General features: G+C 70.4%; 17 protein-coding genes. 12 read left to right on the top strand and 5 right to left on the bottom strand.

The features are described from left to right. Positions 1-4 precede the first annotated feature (4 nt). Positions 5-1,009 carry a WD40/YVTN/BNR-like repeat-containing protein gene (locus tag ACYQZ5_RS10815; protein ID WP_379731507.1) on the top strand — a complete coding sequence of 335 codons (1,005 nt, stop codon included), beginning with the start codon at positions 5-7 and terminating at the stop codon, positions 1,007-1,009. Positions 1,010-1,174: 165 nt separating this feature from the next. Next, positions 1,175-2,263 carry a geranylgeranyl reductase family protein gene (locus ACYQZ5_RS10810; protein ID WP_379731508.1) on the top strand — a complete coding sequence of 363 codons (1,089 nt, stop codon included), beginning with the start codon at positions 1,175-1,177 and terminating at the stop codon, positions 2,261-2,263. Positions 2,264-2,282: 19 nt separating this feature from the next. Here ACYQZ5_RS10810 and ACYQZ5_RS10805 read toward each other — a convergent pair whose 3' ends face one another. Together ACYQZ5_RS10805 and ACYQZ5_RS10800 are read right to left on the bottom strand one after the other, a co-directional pair. After that, on the bottom strand, positions 2,283-3,326 hold the full coding sequence (locus tag ACYQZ5_RS10805) for a glycine cleavage T C-terminal barrel domain-containing protein (protein WP_379731509.1): 1,044 nt from the start codon (positions 3,324-3,326) through the stop codon (positions 2,283-2,285). Positions 3,327-3,373: 47 nt separating this feature from the next. Beyond that, positions 3,374-3,673, bottom strand: a complete 300-nt coding sequence (locus ACYQZ5_RS10800) for a DUF6432 family protein (protein ID WP_379731510.1) — start codon at positions 3,671-3,673, stop codon at positions 3,374-3,376. Between the two features lie 133 nt (positions 3,674-3,806). Between ACYQZ5_RS10800 and ACYQZ5_RS10795 the strand changes: the two genes are divergently transcribed. Further along, positions 3,807-5,105, top strand: a complete 1,299-nt coding sequence (locus tag ACYQZ5_RS10795; protein ID WP_379731511.1) for a DUF7093 family protein — start codon at positions 3,807-3,809, stop codon at positions 5,103-5,105. 42 nt (positions 5,106-5,147) lie between these two features. Next, positions 5,148-5,528 (top strand): DUF5611 family protein, encoded by a 381-nt coding sequence (locus tag ACYQZ5_RS10790; protein ID WP_379731512.1) that lies wholly within the window; start codon positions 5,148-5,150, stop codon positions 5,526-5,528. Here ACYQZ5_RS10790 and ACYQZ5_RS10785 read toward each other — a convergent pair. Next, positions 5,525-6,262 carry an SDR family NAD(P)-dependent oxidoreductase gene (locus ACYQZ5_RS10785; RefSeq protein ID WP_379818107.1) on the bottom strand — a complete coding sequence of 246 codons (738 nt, stop codon included), beginning with the start codon at positions 6,260-6,262 and terminating at the stop codon, positions 5,525-5,527. The genes ACYQZ5_RS10790 and ACYQZ5_RS10785 overlap by 4 nt on opposite strands. 90 nt (positions 6,263-6,352) lie before the next feature. Between ACYQZ5_RS10785 and ACYQZ5_RS10780 the strand changes: the two genes are divergently transcribed. The 3 genes from ACYQZ5_RS10780 (at position 6,353) to ACYQZ5_RS10770 (ending at position 8,793) form a co-directional block, all read left to right on the top strand. Next, positions 6,353-7,780, top strand: a complete 1,428-nt coding sequence (locus ACYQZ5_RS10780) for an LVIVD repeat-containing protein (protein WP_459846148.1) — start codon at positions 6,353-6,355, stop codon at positions 7,778-7,780. A 92-nt stretch (positions 7,781-7,872) separates the two neighbouring features. Further along, positions 7,873-8,199 (top strand): NifU family protein, encoded by a 327-nt coding sequence (locus tag ACYQZ5_RS10775; RefSeq protein ID WP_379732728.1) that lies wholly within the window; start codon positions 7,873-7,875, stop codon positions 8,197-8,199. A 60-nt stretch (positions 8,200-8,259) separates the two neighbouring features. Further along, positions 8,260-8,793 carry a hypothetical protein gene (locus tag ACYQZ5_RS10770; RefSeq protein WP_379732729.1) on the top strand — a complete coding sequence of 178 codons (534 nt, stop codon included), beginning with the start codon at positions 8,260-8,262 and terminating at the stop codon, positions 8,791-8,793. Here the strand turns inward: ACYQZ5_RS10770 and ACYQZ5_RS10765 are convergent, their stop codons facing one another. Together ACYQZ5_RS10765 and ACYQZ5_RS10760 are read right to left on the bottom strand one after the other, a co-directional pair. Beyond that, positions 8,794-10,227, bottom strand: a complete 1,434-nt coding sequence (locus ACYQZ5_RS10765; protein WP_459846145.1) for a ribonuclease FAU-1 family protein — start codon at positions 10,225-10,227, stop codon at positions 8,794-8,796. A gap of 122 nt (positions 10,228-10,349) precedes the next feature. Then, entirely contained in the window at positions 10,350-10,706 is a 357-nt protein-coding gene (locus tag ACYQZ5_RS10760; RefSeq protein ID WP_379732251.1) for a cell division protein SepF, read from the bottom strand. A 118-nt stretch (positions 10,707-10,824) separates the two neighbouring features. Between ACYQZ5_RS10760 and ACYQZ5_RS10755 the strand changes: the two genes are divergently transcribed. From ACYQZ5_RS10755 to ACYQZ5_RS10735, 5 genes are all read left to right on the top strand, one after another. Next, positions 10,825-11,535 (top strand): DUF1028 domain-containing protein, encoded by a 711-nt coding sequence (locus tag ACYQZ5_RS10755; RefSeq protein WP_379732252.1) that lies wholly within the window; start codon positions 10,825-10,827, stop codon positions 11,533-11,535. A gap of 64 nt (positions 11,536-11,599) precedes the next feature. Next, a complete protein-coding gene (locus ACYQZ5_RS10750; RefSeq protein WP_379732253.1) occupies positions 11,600-13,120 on the top strand; it encodes a carboxypeptidase M32 in 1,521 nt (506 codons plus the stop codon). A 592-nt stretch (positions 13,121-13,712) separates the two neighbouring features. Continuing rightward, on the top strand, positions 13,713-14,156 hold the full coding sequence (locus tag ACYQZ5_RS10745) for a DUF5788 family protein (RefSeq protein WP_379731593.1): 444 nt from the start codon (positions 13,713-13,715) through the stop codon (positions 14,154-14,156). 55 nt (positions 14,157-14,211) lie between these two features. Beyond that, on the top strand, positions 14,212-15,981 hold the full coding sequence (gene polX, locus ACYQZ5_RS10740; RefSeq protein ID WP_379731592.1) for a DNA polymerase/3'-5' exonuclease PolX: 1,770 nt from the start codon (positions 14,212-14,214) through the stop codon (positions 15,979-15,981). Continuing rightward, entirely contained in the window at positions 15,978-16,445 is a 468-nt protein-coding gene (locus tag ACYQZ5_RS10735; RefSeq protein ID WP_379731591.1) for a Mut7-C RNAse domain-containing protein, read from the top strand. Before polX ends, ACYQZ5_RS10735 begins: the two co-directional genes overlap by 4 nt. Position 16,446 lies beyond the last annotated feature (1 nt).

Below are 16,446 nucleotides of genomic sequence, written 5' to 3'. Positions count from 1 at the left end.
GGCCATGTCCACCGCCTACGCCGCCTACGAGGACGCGCTGTTCGTCGTCGACGCGGACCGCGGAACGATCGTCCGCGAGCAGCGGTTCGACTCCCGGCCCGAGTGCGTCGCCGTCGCGGACGGCGCCGTGCTCGTCGGGACGTTCGAGCACGGCCTCCAGCGATCGACCGACGCGGGAGCGTCGTGGGAGCGCGCTGACGGGATCGAGCAGGACGCCGTCACCTCGCTCGCGGTCGATCCGAACGACCCAGCCACCGTCTACGCCGGTACCGAACCCAGCCGCCTCTACCGGAGCACGGACGGCGGCCGGACGTTCGAGCGACTGCCGGGACTCACGGATCTTCCCTCCTCCGACGAGTGGTCGTTCCCGCCCCGGCCCGACACCCACCACGTTCGCTGGATCGAGCCTGACCCGAACGATCCGGGTCTCCTGCACGTCGCCGTCGAAGCCGGCGCGCTCCTGCGTGCCCGTGTCGACGCGGACGGGAGCGTCGACTGGACCGATCGCGTGCCCAGTGGCCGTCGGGACGTGCACACGATCGCGACCCACCCCGGGATTCCAGACCACGCGTGGGTCGCCGCGGGCGACGGCTACGCCGAGAGCACGGACGCCGGCGAGTCGTGGCGGCACCCACAGGACGGCCTCGATCACACCTACTGCTGGAGCGTCGCGGTGGGACTGAACACTGAATCGACCGCGCGCTCGCCGCCACGGGTTCTGCTCTCGGCCGCGGCGAGCGCGCGCGAGGCACACCGCGTCGGCGAGTCCTACCTTTACCGCCGCGACGACGGCACGTGGGAACGGCTCGACGGTCGCGGGATTCCGACCGGCGAGGGAGTGTATCGCGCAGTGATCGAACGCGGCACGGACGAAGCGACGTTCTGGGCGGCGAACAACCACGGGCTGTACCGTACCGCCAATGGTGGCGACGCCTGGACCGAGATCGACGTATCGTGGCCCGACCGCGTCAGCGAACAGACGTGCCGCGGGCTCACGATCGTCGACTGACCCCCCGAGTTCAAGTACCAGAGCGCGACCACCACCGTCGATGCAGTAACCCACCGCGCGGGTCGAACACGGCCGGAGTCCGACGCACCGGCCCGCGATAGGGAAGCGCGTCGGCTGTCAGCCCCAACCGCGAGGCATATGTCCGGAGCCCGGATAGTCAGGGGTATGTACGACTTCGCCGTCGTCGGCGTCGGGCCCGCCGGCGCGCGCGTCGCCCGCCGCGCGGCCGAGGCGGGCTACGACGTGGTCGCCTTCGAGCAGGGGGAGATCGGCACGCCGCTTGCCTGTTCGGGACACGTCTCGAGGGACATCTGGGAGTACACGCCGGAGGGCGCCCGCGAGGAACTGCTCCAGAACGAGGTGTACGGCGCCGACTTCCACGTCGGCGGCCCCGAGAGCGACGCCTACCCCTTCTACAAGGACGAGCCCGTCTCGAACGTGATCGACCGCGAGGAGTTGGACCGAACCCTCGCTGACGCGGCCAGCGACGCCGGCGCCGAGATCCACGACGGCCACACCGTCACGGGCGTCGACGAGCGGTCCGACCGCGTCGAACTCACAGTTTCGCCGGACGACGGCGACACGTTCGCGGTCGAGGCGCGGATAGTCGCCGGCTGTGACGGCCCCGTCTCTCGGACCAGGCGCGCGGTCGACCTCCCCGAACCCGACGAGACACTCCACGGCGTGCTGGGATTCGACCCCGAGCCGGACCACGGCGACTTCGTCGACGTCCACCTCACGGTCCCGAGCTTCTTCGCGTGGCGCATCCCGCGGGGCGAGGCCGGCGTCGAGTACGGGCTCGCGGTCCGGCCGGACGCCGAGAGCGACGCCCGCGCCCGGTTCGACCGCCTCGTCGACGCCTACGGCGCCGAGATCGACCGCTTCTGCTCGGGTGCGATCCCGATCGGCCCGCCGGATTCCGTTACCTCCCACCGCGTGTTTCTGGTCGGCGACGCGGCCGCACAGACGAAGCCGTTCACCGGCGGCGGTATCCTCTACGGGATGCGCTCGGCAGACCACGCGGTCCGGGCGATCGACCCCGACGATCCTGCCACGCTGTCGGCGTACGAGGCGGCGTGGCGCGACGAGCTCGCGACGGAGATCCGGCTCGGCCACTGGCTGCGCCGTGCGTACTCGCTCCCGGAGCCGATCCAGCGACTCGGCCTCCGACTCACGTCGGGGGAGATCGGGGTCCACATGGATCGCCCGACCACGCTGTTCTCCCGGGACCACCTGCGGAGCTACCTCCCCTGACTGCCCGACTGCGTACCGCTCAGTACGACGGGAGCCGCCCGGACTGTTCACCGCCCTCGACGAACGGGAGCGACGACCGTGTCGCTTGGATCTCCCCACGATCGGTCCGGACAGCACGGACTGACGCGCCCCGTTCGACCTGCGCGAACGCGATCGACGCCGACAGCGACGGGCTCCACCGCGCCCGCGTCACGCGACCGATCGGGCCGTCCGGACCGAGCACGGCGGCCCCGCTCTCTGGCGTCGGGTCGTCGTCCGTAACGTCGATCCGGAGGCCGACGAGCCGGTGGCTCGGTTCGTTGGTGGTTTCCTCGACACCGGCGACGCCAGCTAATCCGATCGATTCGGGGGACTCGCCCCGGATGTCCGGCTCGAACAGCGGCGTCCCCGCTTCGAGGGTGAGCGTCTCGTACGTCCGGTAGCCGAACGGTGCGGCGCCGTTGCCCCGCGAGAGCAGCGTCATCCACACCTCCTCGGCGTCGTCGGCCGCACAGATCACCTCGTAGCTCTCCTCGCCGCCCGGCGCGTCGCCGGCGACGACGGAGACGCCGGCGTCGCCCATCGACCCCCGGACGAACGAGTACGCTCCCGTCGGCGCGCCGGCGTTGTGCAGCACCGACGCGATCTTCTCGGTCGCCATCGGGCCGTGGACGCCGAACACGCCGAACTCGCTCGTCGCTTCGCGCACGGTCGCGTCACGGTCAGCGGCGGCGAGGCGATGGGCCAGCGGATCGGCACGCCCTGGCGGCGTGAACAGCAGTAGACGCTCCCCAGCGTCGTAGACGAATAGTTCGGTCTCGATCGTTCCGTCGTCGAGTACCAGCGCGTAGCACCCCTCGCCGTCGGCGCCGGGTAGCTCGTTGGTGACTGCCTCCCCGACGACCGCGCGGCGGTCGTCGCCGGTCACGACGACGACGCCGTACCCCATCTCGATGGCGCCGACGCCGTTGCGGACCGCCCGGACCGTCCGCTCGGGCCGTCCGTACTCCTCGACCACCTCGCGGCCGCCGCGCTCGCCGAACGTCGCGCCGTGATCGGCGTGGCTCCCGCCGACTAGCGTCATTACCCCGGGTTCGGTGCCCGCGGGAAAAACTCCGCCGGTTCCGCGGCTCAGAACCCGAACCGGTCCCGGATGATCTCCAGCACGCTCGGCCCCTCGTCGTCGAGATCCTCAGGATCGGCGACGACGCCATCCGCCGGGTAGAGAACCACCCCGTCCCCGTTGCTCTCGACCTCGATCAGTCCCGCGTCCTTGAGATCGCCGAGCGCGGGTTCGAGCCGGTCGATGTCGGCGTCGACCGCCGCGCGCAGTTCGAGCACGCTCATCCCCTCCTCGGCGCGGTCAGCCAGCGCCGCGAGCACCTCGAACTCCACTTCGTCCCTGTCGCGATGCTCCGGACTGACGGCCATACCCGCCCGTGGGAGTGCAAGCGGCTTACCTCTACCGGCGACGCGAGGACGGACGGCTCGCGACCGACGAGTGGCGGGGACGCCACGGCGGGTGGCGGGGTATTTTTAGCCTTCCGCCCGTCTAACACGGGTAATGGGACTCAGGTGTCTGCTCGGACACGACTTCGGCGAGCCGGAGACCGAGCGTGAACGCAACGAGGAGGGTAACGAGGTCGTCGTTACCGTCCGGGAGGTCAAGACCTGCGAACGCTGCGGGGAGAAGCAGGTAGTCAGCGAGAACAAGGAGATCACGTCGATCGATCAGCTCCGGGAGTCGGCTGCCGGCGAGCAGCCACAGGAGGATTCGGCCCCGAAAGTCGGGATCGGAACCGACGCTGAGGAGGAGTGGGGTGACGACGACCTCACGACCGGGCAGACCGAACCCGCGACGGCCGAGACGGAGCCGGAACAGTCCGGCGAGGAGTCGGCCACGGTCGAACCCGACGAGGACCCGATCGAGCGCGGCGTCGCCGACATCATCGAACAGGCCGAGAAGGACGACGACATGCTGGAACAGTCGCCCGAGGAGCCGGATTCGGCGTCCGAGCCGACGGCCGAGGAGGCCGCCGGCGACGAACCGGAAGACGAGTCGGACGATGCCCCGGTCCACCCCGGCCAGCGCTCGGCGGCGGCCGAGGAGTCCGACGCCCCCGATCCGGCGGAGGACGACGGCGTGATCCTCGACGACGACGCGGCGTCCCCGCCCGAGGAGGGTCGCCACCAGTGGGAGGAGGAGGCCAGCCCCGAGGAGGTCCCCGGCGACGAGCTGAGCGTCGGCGACGCCTCGACGCCCGAGGAGCCGGACGAGAACGACGCCGAGATTATCGACGCCAGTAGCTCGCCCTCGGAGTCCTCGCCCGCCGAACCGGAATCGGAGCCGTCGACGCCGGAGGACGAACCCCAGGGGTCCTCGACGCCCTCGGCGGTCGAGTCCGAGGACGCCGAGATCGTGGACGCAGACCCCGAGCCAAGCGGGAGCGAGCCCAGCGAGAGCCAGTCCGAGCCGGCCCCGACCGAGCGCGAGGAGACCGACGAGGGGCACATGCCGTGGCCGGAGGGTCCCGGCGAGGATGAGGGCCACGACGCGACGCCGCCGGAGGGCGAGCCCGCGGACGTGGACTTCGGCGACTTCGTCCCGACCGAGGAGCAGTCGAGCGACCCCGAGGCCGACCGCGCGAACGGCCACCGAACCGACGAGGGCGAGTCCAGCGAGCGGTCGACGGCGCCGACCGCGAACGTCGACCTCGAGCGGTCGAGCCGGGACGCCGAACTCGAGTACTTCTGTCCCGAGTGCGGGCTGACCCGCGACGTCGGCACCTCCTCGATGCGGGCCGGCGACATCTGCCCCGAGTGTCACATCGGGTATATATCTGAACAGCAGAAGGCGGAGTAGCGACCCACAACTCGTAAACCGACCGCTCGCAAACGGGCGGGCATGAAGGAGTACAAGATGCGCCGCGGCGAGACGCTCGAGGAGCGCATCCCGGACATGGAGGCGACCGTCGAGGAGTACTTCGGCGAGATCACCGGCACCGAGGAGTACAAGGGGAGCGACCTCTACGTCGTCGAAGATCCGGACAACCCCGTATTCGAGCGCGTCGTCGCCGGCGCGGTGAAGTACTCGGGCAAGAAGGACTGGCTCGGCGTGGAGTTCGAGGAGCGCGACCCCACCGAGCTCGGTCCCGACGAGCTCGAGGCCGCCGGCGACGCCGTCGACACGAAAAACGAGTTCCTGCTCGAAGCCACGGGGCGTGACGCCAAGTCCCGCCGCGACTCGCTGAAGCGCGAAGTCGAGGACGACGCGCCGGACTACTAGATCGATTCCGGCAGCCAGCCGCCGTCGATCTCCACGTTCTCACCCGAAACGTAGTCGCTGTCGGACCGACAGAAAAAGAGCGCCGCGTTCGCCACGTCCTCGACGGTCGCCCAGCGCCCCCGCGGGGCCTCGTCGGGGAACGCGTCGCTGGTCTCGACCACGTAGGGGGACACCGCGTTGACGGTGATCCCGTCCTCCTGCGTGTCGGCCGCGAGCATTCTGGTGAACATCAGCACGCCCGTCTTCGCGACGAAGTACGGGAAGTTCGTCGCGCCGACGAGCGCCTTCTCGCTGCTCGCGTAGCCGACGTTGACGATCCGGCCCCACTCCCGCTCGCGCATCGCCGGCAGCGCCCGGCGCGAGCAGAGCATCGTCCCGTTCAGGTTCGTCTCCAGCACGCGGTTCCACGTGTCGAGGTCGATCTCTTCCCAGTGTTTCGGCGCGAAGTCGCCGACGTTGTTCACGAGTACGTCGACGGTCCCCAGTTCGGCCTCCACCTGGTCGAACAGCGCGTCGACGCTCTCGGGATCGGTCACGTCGCCCTGCACGGCCGTCGCGTCGGCGCCGAACGCCCGCGCGTCGGCTGCCGTCGTCGCCGCCTCGTCGTCGCTTTTGTAGTAGTGGACCGCTACGTCGGCGCCGACGTCGGCCAGCGCGAGCGCCAGCCCGCGACCCAGCCCCGTGGCGCTCCCGGTCACCAGCGCGACCCGCCCGTCGAGATCAGCGTCCTCCATGGCCCACCGTTCGTCGCGACCCCCAAGCGGGTTTCGCCCGCCCCTCACCCGACCCCGCTCCTTATGGGGACACGTCGCCTCCCCGAAGCTATGCGCAGGCGCGAGGCGCTGTCGCTGCTCGGCGGCGCCGCCCTCCTCTCCGGCCGGGTCGCGGGTCACCCGACGCCGCCGGAGAGCGACCCCGACGGAACGCCGCCGACGCGGACCGACACGGGGTACGCCCCGCTCGCCCGGCTCCCGATCGAGGGCGCCACCGAGGCTGTCGTCTCCGACGACGGGACGACCGCCTACGTCGCCGCGACGACGGGGTACGCCGTCGTCGACGTCTCCGACCCCGACGAGCCGCGCGTGCTCGCCGAGCGCCGCGACCCGCTGGCCGACCGCGAGGACGGGCCGCTCGACGGAATCTACGACGTGAAGCTCGCCGGGGAGACGCTGCTGGTCGTCGGCCCCGCCAACCCCGGGACGAGCGAGCTCTCGGGCGCGTTGTTCGTCGACGTCTCCGACCCCGCCTCGCCCCGGGAGCGGGCGTTCTACCCCACAGACTACCCGATCCACAACGCCTACCTCGAGGGCGAGCGGGCGTACCTCACCGCCAACGACGGGGCCGACCGCGAGCTCACGATCGTCGACGCAGCCGGCGAGCCGAGCCGTATCGGCGGCTGGTCGCTCACCGAGTACGACGAGCGCTGGACCGACGTCCCGCCGCTCCCGCGTACGCTCCACGACGTGTTCGTACAGGACGGGATCGCCTACCTCGCCCACTGGGACGCCGGGACGTGGCTGCTGGACGTGAGCGACCCGACCGCGCCGACGGTGATCGCCCACATCGGCCGCGGTGCGGAGACGGTCGCCGACGAGTACGAGTCCGACGCGGACGGCTACGACGGGCTGCCCGGAAATTCACACTACGCCGCGGTCGACGAGGCCGGCGACCTGCTCGCGGTCGGCCGCGAGGCGTGGGCGACCGAGGACCGACCCGACGGCGGGCCGGGCGGGATCGACATGTACGACGTCTCCACCCCCTCGGAGCCGGTCCACCGCTCGACGATCGATCCGCCACCCACCCCCGATCCCACGCAGGACGGGACGTGGACGACCGCCCACAACTTCGACTTCCGGGACGGGATCCTCTACAGTTCGTGGTACCGCGGCGGCGTGAAGCGCCACGACGTGGGCGATCCGACCGAGCCGCGGGAGCTGACGTGGTGGGCGGACCGCCCCCACGCGGAGTTCTGGACCGCCCGCGTCGCCGTCCCCGGGTCGACGTTCGTCGCCGCCTCGCGGGCGACGCTCGACTCGCCCGCCGCGCTGTACGTCTTCCCCGACGCGGACGGGCGGACCCTGTGGGGGTACGACGACCTCGTGACTCTGACCGCGACGCCGACGAGCGCCGAGACGCCAACGTCGACCGATGCTGCCCCGCGCGTCGAGTCCCCGGGCCTCGGCGCGCTGGCGGCACTCGCGGGCGTCGGCGCCGGCACGCTCGCGTGGCTGCGCGGGCGGGACCCGGAGTGAGCGGCAGGAACGATCGTGACACAGTTTTTTCTCGCCCGTCGGCGTGCAGGAAAACCGCAAGCTACCAGTGTCCCTGGCCCGAAGGGGAAGCAATGAGCGAGGAGAGTCTGAAACAGCGCGTCGAGGACTGGATGACCGGGCAGATGCCCATCATCCAGATGCACGGCGGGCGGAGCGTCGTCCGGGAGGCCGACCCGGAGACGGGCACCGTCACCGTCGAGCTCGGGGGGTCCTGTGCGGGCTGTGGGATCAGCGACCTCACCGCACAGAACATCAAACGCGACATGATCGTGGCGTTCGACGAGGTCGACGAGGTCCACGTGCTGGTCCCCTCGACCGGCGAGCAGGGCGACGCGACCGTCGAGGGCGGCCGGGGCGGCGAGCTCCAGTACGGCACCGAACACCCCAACCACTTCTGAGCGGCCGGCGGCCCCCACGCTTCGCGGTGGTTTGATTATCGGCCCAATCGACGGGAAGATATGGAGAGACGCCAGTTCCTCGCCGCCGCGGGGCTCTCACTCGCCGTCCCGACCGCGGGCTGTACCGCCCCCGGAAACGCCACCGAGACGCCGGCACCCCAGCGCGTGACGGTGAGCTTCAGCAACGACAGCGATCGGGCGCTCGTGTTCACCGCCGCCGCGATTGCTGCGGGCTTCGGCGGGGTCGAACTCACCTACGCCGACAGCGAGACGGAGACGTTCCCCGACGCCGAGACCGTCGACGACGTGCCGACGCAGGCGTGGGAGCAGGCCGTGACGTTCACGCCGCTGGGCGACGCCCAGCGCCGGCAGTTCCGCTCGACGGCCGGCTCGGGCACGGGGATCGAGTTCGAGCCGATGCCGTACGGCAGCACCGTCGTCACCGCGGTCGCCGATCCCATCGCCGAGTCGCCGATGTGGAGCATCGGTTCCGGCACCTGTGGTGCCGTCAAGGAAGCCAGCTTCGAGGTCGCCGTCGACGCCGCGGGGATCGTCCACCGGTCGACGACCTGTACGGACACGCCCTCGGCGTAGTCAGATCGCGCGCTCGATGCTCGAAGCGACGCTCCGGGCCTTCTCCGCCAGTTCCTCAGATAGCTCGCCCGCTTCGACCGCCGCATCGAGTTCGTCGTCGTCGACGCGCTCGACCGTGCCGTCGGGCTGTTTGATCACGTCGACGTGGAGGTCGACGTAGCACACTGAGTCGGGGAACAACTCGACGGGAGTGCAGACGTTGACGTACGTCCCCTTGTGCTCGCCGTCGGCGCTCCGGTAGGTGGTCGGGTACCACCAGCGCCCCTCGCGGAACTTCGTGAGCGCGGTGTCGCCGGACTCCCGGCGGGTGCCGAGCGCGTCGTACGTCCCGCCGCCGGTCATCTCCCGCTCGACTGCGAGCGTGCCGTCGTCGTCGCGCTCGACCACCTCGCCCTCGCCGAGGACGATCCGCCGCCCCGCCGGCTTCCCGTGGTCGATCCGGACGTAATCCCCCTCGTGCGGCCCGAACTGGTCGGCGACGACCGCGAACGGGAACTCCCCGCCGAGATCGTCGCCGCACAGCGCCTCCGCGAAGTCGACGCCCGCGCTGGCGGCCTCGGTGCCGGCCTTGGTCCGGTGGTGGCCCGGCATCGTCGCCGTCACCTCGCGCCTGATCCCGTCCAGCGCGAACCGCGACTCGCGGCCGAACCAGAGCCACGCGCCCGCCGTCGGGCTGGCGACCTCACGGACCGGTTCGGGGTCGCCGGCGTCGTCGACGGCCCGCTCCAGTTCCCCGGCGCGTTCGTTCGCCCGTTCGAGCGCGTCGCCCAGCGTTCCCATCTCGGCGTCGCGGGCGTCGCGTGCCCACTCCAGCCCCCAGCCCTCTGGGGGTTCGGTGTCGAGCAGGTCGGTGAGGCCCGCGAGTTCGCGGCCGGCGGCGTCGTCGCGGCCGGCGACGCGGACGCCCTCGCGCCCGCGGACGAGCGTCGCGAGCCCCGCCTCGACTCGGAGGCCGGTGTCGAGCACCGCGCGGTCGTCGTCCCACGGCGCCGCCGCCTCGACGACCTGTACCCGGACCGTCTCGCCGTCGTCGACCGTCCCGTCGACGTTACGGTACGGGAGGAACCCCGCGGTCTCACCCAGTTCGACGACCGCGCCGCTGCCGAGCGTCTCGGTGACGCGGCCGTCGAACACCGCGCCGACGGGGGCGGGGTCGGTCCACGCCAGCGTGTCGATCCCGGTGTCGGCGAGTAGCTCCCGAACCGACTCGACGGCGTCGGGCTCGCCGGCGACGTTCACGCCCTGCCGGTCCGGTCCGGTCTCGATCGCGGCGTCGTGGTCGGCGGCGGGGAGGTCAGCGTCGAAGCGCCGCTCGATCGGCGGCGAAGCCTGTACGACACGGTGGCCGGCGTCGAGCAGCGCCCGGGTGAGCGCGGTGGCGTAGATCCCCCGGACCCGGACGTTCGACGCGCTGTCGGCCGTCTCCTCGGTCATAGACCGGAGTTCGATCGGGGGGAACAGGTAGGTGACGGTCTCCGGCGACGCGGCGGTCCGTCGGCGTCGGCGGAGCGCCGCCGCTCGGCGTGGTTCGCGGTCGGCAGGAGAAGCAGCCGGCGTTAGTTCAGCTTCTCGCGGGCGATCCCGACGCCGGTGGGGGTGACGACGATCTGGTCGTCGCCCTTCTTGACGATGTCGCCGTCGACCTCGTCGGCGACCTGTCGCAGCTCCTCGACGATGCGATCGCTGGCGGTGTCGGTCGTGGAGTGGCGGGTGATGTCCGCGACGACGAGGTCGCCGTCGTAGACCGCGTCCTTGATCGCGATCACGTCCTGCTGGCCGCCGATCTCGGCGAAGTGGACGCTCATCGTCCCGGCGGCGCCGGGGCTCTCGAAGTCCTCCTCGAGGTCGAGCGTGGCGTAGTCCTCGGTGCTTCGGTCGCCGCCGCCGCCGAGGATCTTACTCATGATTCCCATGCCCGAAAACTCCGGGGCTGCGGCATTAGTTCTTGCGCCGTCCGCTCGCGACCGGGCGACGGCCGCCCATCTCGCCGGGGGAGGACGACTTTTCCCCGCTCCGTCCACAGCGACGCCCGTGACGTTCAGCATCTGCGTGCGCGAGGAGTACGAGGACGAGGACGGCAACGAACAGCGGCGGTTCGGCGTCGCCGTCACGACCCGGCTGCCCGCGGTGGGGACGCTCTGCCCGTTCGTCTCCGAGAACGGCGCGGTCGCGACACAGAGTCTGGTGAACGTCGAACTCGGCGAGCGCGGGATCGAGTACATCGACGACGGGCTCGCGGTCGAGGACGCGCTCCGGTCGCTGCTGAACGCCGACGACGGCGCCGAGAACCGCCAGCTCCACGGCGTCGACGCCGACGGTGCGTTCACGTTCTCCGGCGAGGAGTGTCACGGCTGGTACGGCCACCGCGAGGGGGAGAACTACACCGTCGCGGGCAACCTCCTCACCGGCGAGGCGGTGATCGAGAGCGTCGCCGAGACGTACGCGGAGTCGGATCGCGACGCGCCGCTGGCCCAGCGACTGATCGATGCGCTCGGCGCGGGCTACGCCGAGGGCGGCGACAAGCGCGAGGAGCTTCACGTCCAGAGCGCCGCGCTGAAAGTCAGAAGCACCGAGGACGGCGACGAGCCGTACTACAACGACCTGCGCGTGGACGCGACCGAGACGCCGATTCAGGAGCTCCGGGAGACGTACCGACTGGCCAGCGACGGGTTCGAGCAGGCGATGGCGCGCTACGAGGAGGCGATGGAGGCCGACGACCTCGACGCCGCCGACGAGGAGTAGTCGACCCGCGACCGTCGACTGCCGGCTCCCGGGGTTTGATAGGCGCTCGGGGCTATGCCAGCCTGTGTCTATCGAGGAACCCTCCGAGGACGCCCCCGACGCGTACCGCGACCTCATCGAGCAGAACCGACGCATCTCCTACCTCGGCGACGCCAGCGGCGTGCTGGGCTGGGATCAGCAGGTGACCATGCCCGAGGGCGGCGCCCCCGCCCGGGCGAAACAGCTCTCGGCGCTCTCCTCGGTCACCCACGACCTGATGACCGACGACGAGTTCGAGGAAGCGCTTTCCGGCGCCGAGGACGCCGCTGACGAGCTCGACTGGCGCCAGCGGGCCAACGTCCGCGAGATCCGGCGCAACTACGACCGGACCGCTGACGTGCCCGGCGACCTCGTCGAGGAGCTCTCCGAGGTCCAGAGCGAGAACCAACAGATCTGGCAGGAGGCGAAGGCCGAGGACGACTTCGAGCTGTTCGCGCCGCGGCTGGAGAAGCTGCGTGACCTCTCGATCCGGCGCGCCGAGCACATCAGCCCGGATCAGGCGCCCTACGAGGTGCTGTACGAGGACGGTCTCCCGTACATCTCCCGGGAGCGGATTCAGGAGATCTTCGACCGGCTGAAGTCGGAGCTGGTGCCGCTGATCGAGGAGATCGAGCAGCACGGCGACGAGCTCGCCTCCCCGTACGAGGGCGGGGAGTACGCCGAGGAGAACCAGCGGGCGCTCTCGGAGGCCGCGCTCGACGCGATCGGCTACGACCGCGATCACGGGCGGCTGGACATCTCCGCCCACCCGTTCACGTCGGGCAACCAGTTCGACGCCCGCGTGACCACGCGGTACAAGCCCGGCAACCCGATGGACGCGCTGACGGCGACGATCCACGAGTACGGCCACGCGAGCTACATGCTTGGCCTGCCCGAGGAGCACTACGGCACGCCGCTGGGCCAGTCGCTCTCCTCGGGTGTCCACGAGTCCCAGAGCCGCTTCTGGGAGAACCACGTCGGCCGTACGAAGCCGTTCTGGGAGTTCTTCCTCCCCGAGGTGAAGGAACACCTCGACGGCGTCGACGACCTCACCGCACAGGAGGCCTACGAGGCGGTCAACCGCATCTATCCGAACAACCTCATCCGGGTGGAGGCGGACGAGCTCACCTACCACCTCCACATCATCCTCCGGTGTGAGATAGACAGCGCGTTCGTGGCGGGGGAGATCGACGTGGAGGAGATCCCCGAGCTCTGGAACGAGAAGATGGAGGAGTACCTCGGCGTCACGCCGGACGGCGTCGGCGAGGGCTGCCTGCAGGACATCCACTGGTCCTCGCGGTTCGCGGGGTTCCAGGGGTACACGATCGGCAGCGTGCTCGCAGCGCAGCTCGATGCGGCGATGCGCGACGACATCTCGGACGTCGACGGCAAGATCCGCAACGGGAACTTCGAGCCGATGCTTGAGTGGATGAACGAGAACGTCCACAGCCACGGCCGCGCGTACACGTCCGACGATCTGATCGAGGAGGCGACGGGCGAGCCGCTGACGGCCGACTACTTCCTCGACTACGTGAACGAGAAGTTCACGGATCTGTACGGGCTGTAAGTCGACGTATCCACGTTTTGGTTCTTTTTCATTTGGTGTGTGAATCCCCCGTCTCGACGCGATAGCGACGGTTCGGTGTGGGGCGGCGACCGCAACAGCGTCTCGACGCTAGACCACTTGTGACCGCAGGGTGCCGGGCACGAGGCCCGGCACAGCGCCGAGTCCCCACCCCTCCCCCGCGGGCCGGCGACCGCTGCCGGCCCGCGGCGTCCACCGCCCCGCTACCGCACCGCGGTCGCGGTCGGCGCGAAGCGCGAGCGCCTCCGTGGGCGAGCCGAGCGCGAGGTCCTCGCGAGTGAAACGAGCGAGGGCACGAGGGAGCTTTGCTCCCTCGGAGGACGAGCGACCGTAGGAAGCGAGTCGGCTGGGCAGGAAGCGAGGCGGGAAAACTCGCCGAAGGCGAGGCAAACCGCCTCGAAGCGAGCGGCGAACGGAGTGAGCCGCGAGCAGTGAGGGCTGTGCGGGGCGGCGCGGTCACAAGGTGCCAACGATCGAGACGCTGTTGTGGTCGCCGTCCCCGTCGTCACCGCAACTCGACCACCACCAACCAATGGGCGAAGAAGCAAAGAGTCGCCCCGCCCAACCACGGCCCGTGAGGGAGTACGAGCGCAAACAACTGCTCGAACGGGTCGGCCGCGAAGCCGCCACCATCGGCGCCGACATCCCCGAGGAGATCGAGGTGCAGGGCGAGACCCTCGAACTCCGGCAGTTCGTCTTCGAGATCAAGCGCCGCGACACCGTCCCCGCCGAGGAGCGCGAGCGCGTCGCCGAGGCCAAGAAGAACCTCCGCCGGGAGCGCAACGAGCGCCTCGAACGGATCGAAGAGGGCGAGATCAGCTACGCGGAAGGCGAACGCCTCGCCGCCAGCATCATCGGGATCGACCGCGCGCTCGACGCGCTCGAACAGCTCGAACCGGTCAGTATCGAACAGGAGGCCGCCCGAAAGGAGGCCGTCGACCAGAAGCGCTGGATGAACTTCCTCCAGCAGGCGCTGGGCCACGACGACGACGGCAGCCGGCGTCGCGGATCGCTCTGACCCACGTCGGCCCCATCGAGACGCGACGACCCAGATCACTCCGGAGACCCACCTTATGCCCACGAACGACGAACTCGCGACACTGCTCGAAGAGATGGCCGACCTGCTGGACGCCCGGGACGTGGAGTACAAACCCACGGCCTACCGGCGCGCCGCCGAGAACGTCCGGGAGTACCCCGAGCCGGTCGAGGAACTGGCCGACGACGGCGAGGACGCCGTCGCGGAGATCAACCGCGTCGGCGACGCCATCGCCGCCAAACTGGTGGAGTACGTCGAGACCGGCGAGATCGAGGAGCTCGAAGCACTCCGCGAGGAGCTCCCGGTGAACATGGCCGCGCTCACGAGCGTCGAGGGCGTCGGCCCGAAAACGGTCGGCACGCTGTACGATGAACTCGGCGTGACCGACCTCGACGAGCTCGAGGACGCCGCCCGGAACGGCGAGATACGGGAGATCAAGGGGTTCGGTCCCAAGACGGAACAGAACATCCTCGACGGGATCGACTTCGCCCGGCAGGCCCACCAGCGAACCCTCCTCGGCACCGGGCGCCCGCTTGGTGAGGCCGCGCGGGACTTCCTCGCGGGCATCGACGCCGTCGAGGCCGCCGAACTCGCCGGCTCGAACCGGCGCTGGAAGGAGACGATTGGCGACGTGGACGTGCTCGCGGCCAGCACCGACGGCGAGGCGGTCGTCGACGCATTCCTCGAGTGGGAGAACTCCACCGAGACGATCGAGTCCGGCCCCACGAAGGCGAGCCTCCGGACCGGCGACGGCGTACGCGTCGACCTCCGGGTCGTCGACCCCTCGGAGTTCGGCGCGGCCCTGCAGTACTTCACCGGCAGCCGCGACCACAACATCCACCTGCGCAACGTCGCGATCGACCGCGACCTGAAGCTCAACGAGTACGGCTGCTTCGACGTTTCGGCGGTCGACGATCCCGATTCGGGCCAGCGTGTCGGCGACCGCGTCGCCGGCGAGACGGAGGCGGGGATGTACGAGGCGCTCGACCTTCCCCTGATCCCGCCGGAACTCCGCGAGAACGCCGGCGAGATCGAGGCCGCTCGCGATGGCGAGCTACCGAATCTCGTCGAGGAATCGGAGATCCGCGGCGACCTCCACGCCCACACCGAGTGGTCCGACGGCGACGCGACCGTCGAGGAGATGGCGTTCGGCGCGGCCGAGTTCGGCCACGACTACCTCGCGATCACCGATCACGCCGAGGGTCCCGGCGTGTTCGGAAACACCGGACTCTCCCCCGAGGAGGTCCGCGAGCAGGCTGACGAGATCGAGGCGGCTCGCGACGCGCTCGCCGACGAAGGGCACGACCTCGAACTGCTCCACGGCGTCGAGACGAACGTCGACGCCGAGGGCGAGCTCTCGACCCCGGACGATCTGCTCGCGGAACTCGACGTTGTCGTCGTCTCGCCCCACGCCGCGCTGGGACAGGACCGGGGCGAGGCGACCGAACGGCTGATCGCCGCGGTCGAACACTCCGAGACGGATATCCTCGGGCACCCGACGGGCCGGCTGATCAACGAACGTCCCGGCCTCTCCCCGGATTTCGAGCGGCTGGCAGAGGCCGCGGCCGACGCGGGGACGGCGCTGGAGCTCAACGCCAACCCCAGCCGGCTCGATCTCCCCGACTCGGCGGTCCGGGTGGCGGTCGAGGCCGGCGCCACGATCGTGATCGACACCGACGCCCACCGCCCCGGCGCGTTCTCGGAGGCGCGATTCGGCGTCCACACCGCGCGCCGGGGCTGGGCCGAAACCGACGACGTGCTCACGGCACGCGACGCCGAGGGCGTGCGGGCGTTCCTCGACCAGTGACCGGCCCCACGGACGACCCCAACGACGAGGACCGGTTCCTGCTCGACGTGATGCTCGGCAAGCTCGCGACGTACCTCCGGATGTGTGGCTACGACGCCGCGTACGCGCTGGATCGGGGGATCGAGGGCGACGACGCGATCCGGACCCTCGCCGCGGCTGAGGACCGGATACTGCTCACCCGGGACGAGGCACTCGCGGCGGCGGCGGACGACGCCATCCTCCTCACCGAGCGCGAGATCGAAGCGCAGCTCCGGGAGCTCCGCGCGGCTGGCGTCCACCTCTCCTTACCCGACCGACCGCGGCGCTGTAGCGCCTGCAACGGCGAAGTCGAGCCTGCGGACACGGACGACCCGCCCGAACACGTCCCCGACGACGTGGAGCCGTACCGCTGTCGGGACTGTGGACAGTGGTTCTGGAGAGGATCACACTGGGACGACGTCGCCGAGACGCTCGCCGCGCTGTGAG

Source organism: Halolamina salina (assembly GCF_054653455.1).
This window is presented reverse-complemented; position numbering and strand designations above follow the sequence as displayed.

Excerpts from the sequence above, each read along its gene's own strand:
- ACYQZ5_RS10815 (WP_379731507.1), top strand. The coding sequence starts at position 5 with ATGTCCACCGCCTACGCCGCCTACGAGGACGCGCTGTTCGTCGTCGAC.
- ACYQZ5_RS10775 (WP_379732728.1), top strand. The coding sequence starts at position 7,873 with ATGAGCGAGGAGAGTCTGAAACAGCGCGTCGAGGACTGGATGACCGGG.
- ACYQZ5_RS10785 (WP_379818107.1), bottom strand. The coding sequence starts at position 6,262 with ATGGAGGACGCTGATCTCGACGGGCGGGTCGCGCTGGTGACCGGGAGC.
- polX (WP_379731592.1), top strand. The coding sequence starts at position 14,212 with ATGCCCACGAACGACGAACTCGCGACACTGCTCGAAGAGATGGCCGAC.
- ACYQZ5_RS10795 (WP_379731511.1), top strand. The coding sequence starts at position 3,807 with ATGGGACTCAGGTGTCTGCTCGGACACGACTTCGGCGAGCCGGAGACC.
- ACYQZ5_RS10780 (WP_459846148.1), top strand. The coding sequence starts at position 6,353 with ATGCGCAGGCGCGAGGCGCTGTCGCTGCTCGGCGGCGCCGCCCTCCTC.
- ACYQZ5_RS10790 (WP_379731512.1), top strand. The coding sequence starts at position 5,148 with ATGAAGGAGTACAAGATGCGCCGCGGCGAGACGCTCGAGGAGCGCATC.
- ACYQZ5_RS10800 (WP_379731510.1), bottom strand. The coding sequence starts at position 3,673 with ATGGCCGTCAGTCCGGAGCATCGCGACAGGGACGAAGTGGAGTTCGAG.
- ACYQZ5_RS10770 (WP_379732729.1), top strand. The coding sequence starts at position 8,260 with ATGGAGAGACGCCAGTTCCTCGCCGCCGCGGGGCTCTCACTCGCCGTC.
- ACYQZ5_RS10765 (WP_459846145.1), bottom strand. The coding sequence starts at position 10,227 with ATGACCGAGGAGACGGCCGACAGCGCGTCGAACGTCCGGGTCCGGGGG.
- ACYQZ5_RS10810 (WP_379731508.1), top strand. The coding sequence starts at position 1,175 with ATGTACGACTTCGCCGTCGTCGGCGTCGGGCCCGCCGGCGCGCGCGTC.
- ACYQZ5_RS10760 (WP_379732251.1), bottom strand. The coding sequence starts at position 10,706 with ATGGGAATCATGAGTAAGATCCTCGGCGGCGGCGGCGACCGAAGCACC.
- ACYQZ5_RS10805 (WP_379731509.1), bottom strand. The coding sequence starts at position 3,326 with ATGACGCTAGTCGGCGGGAGCCACGCCGATCACGGCGCGACGTTCGGC.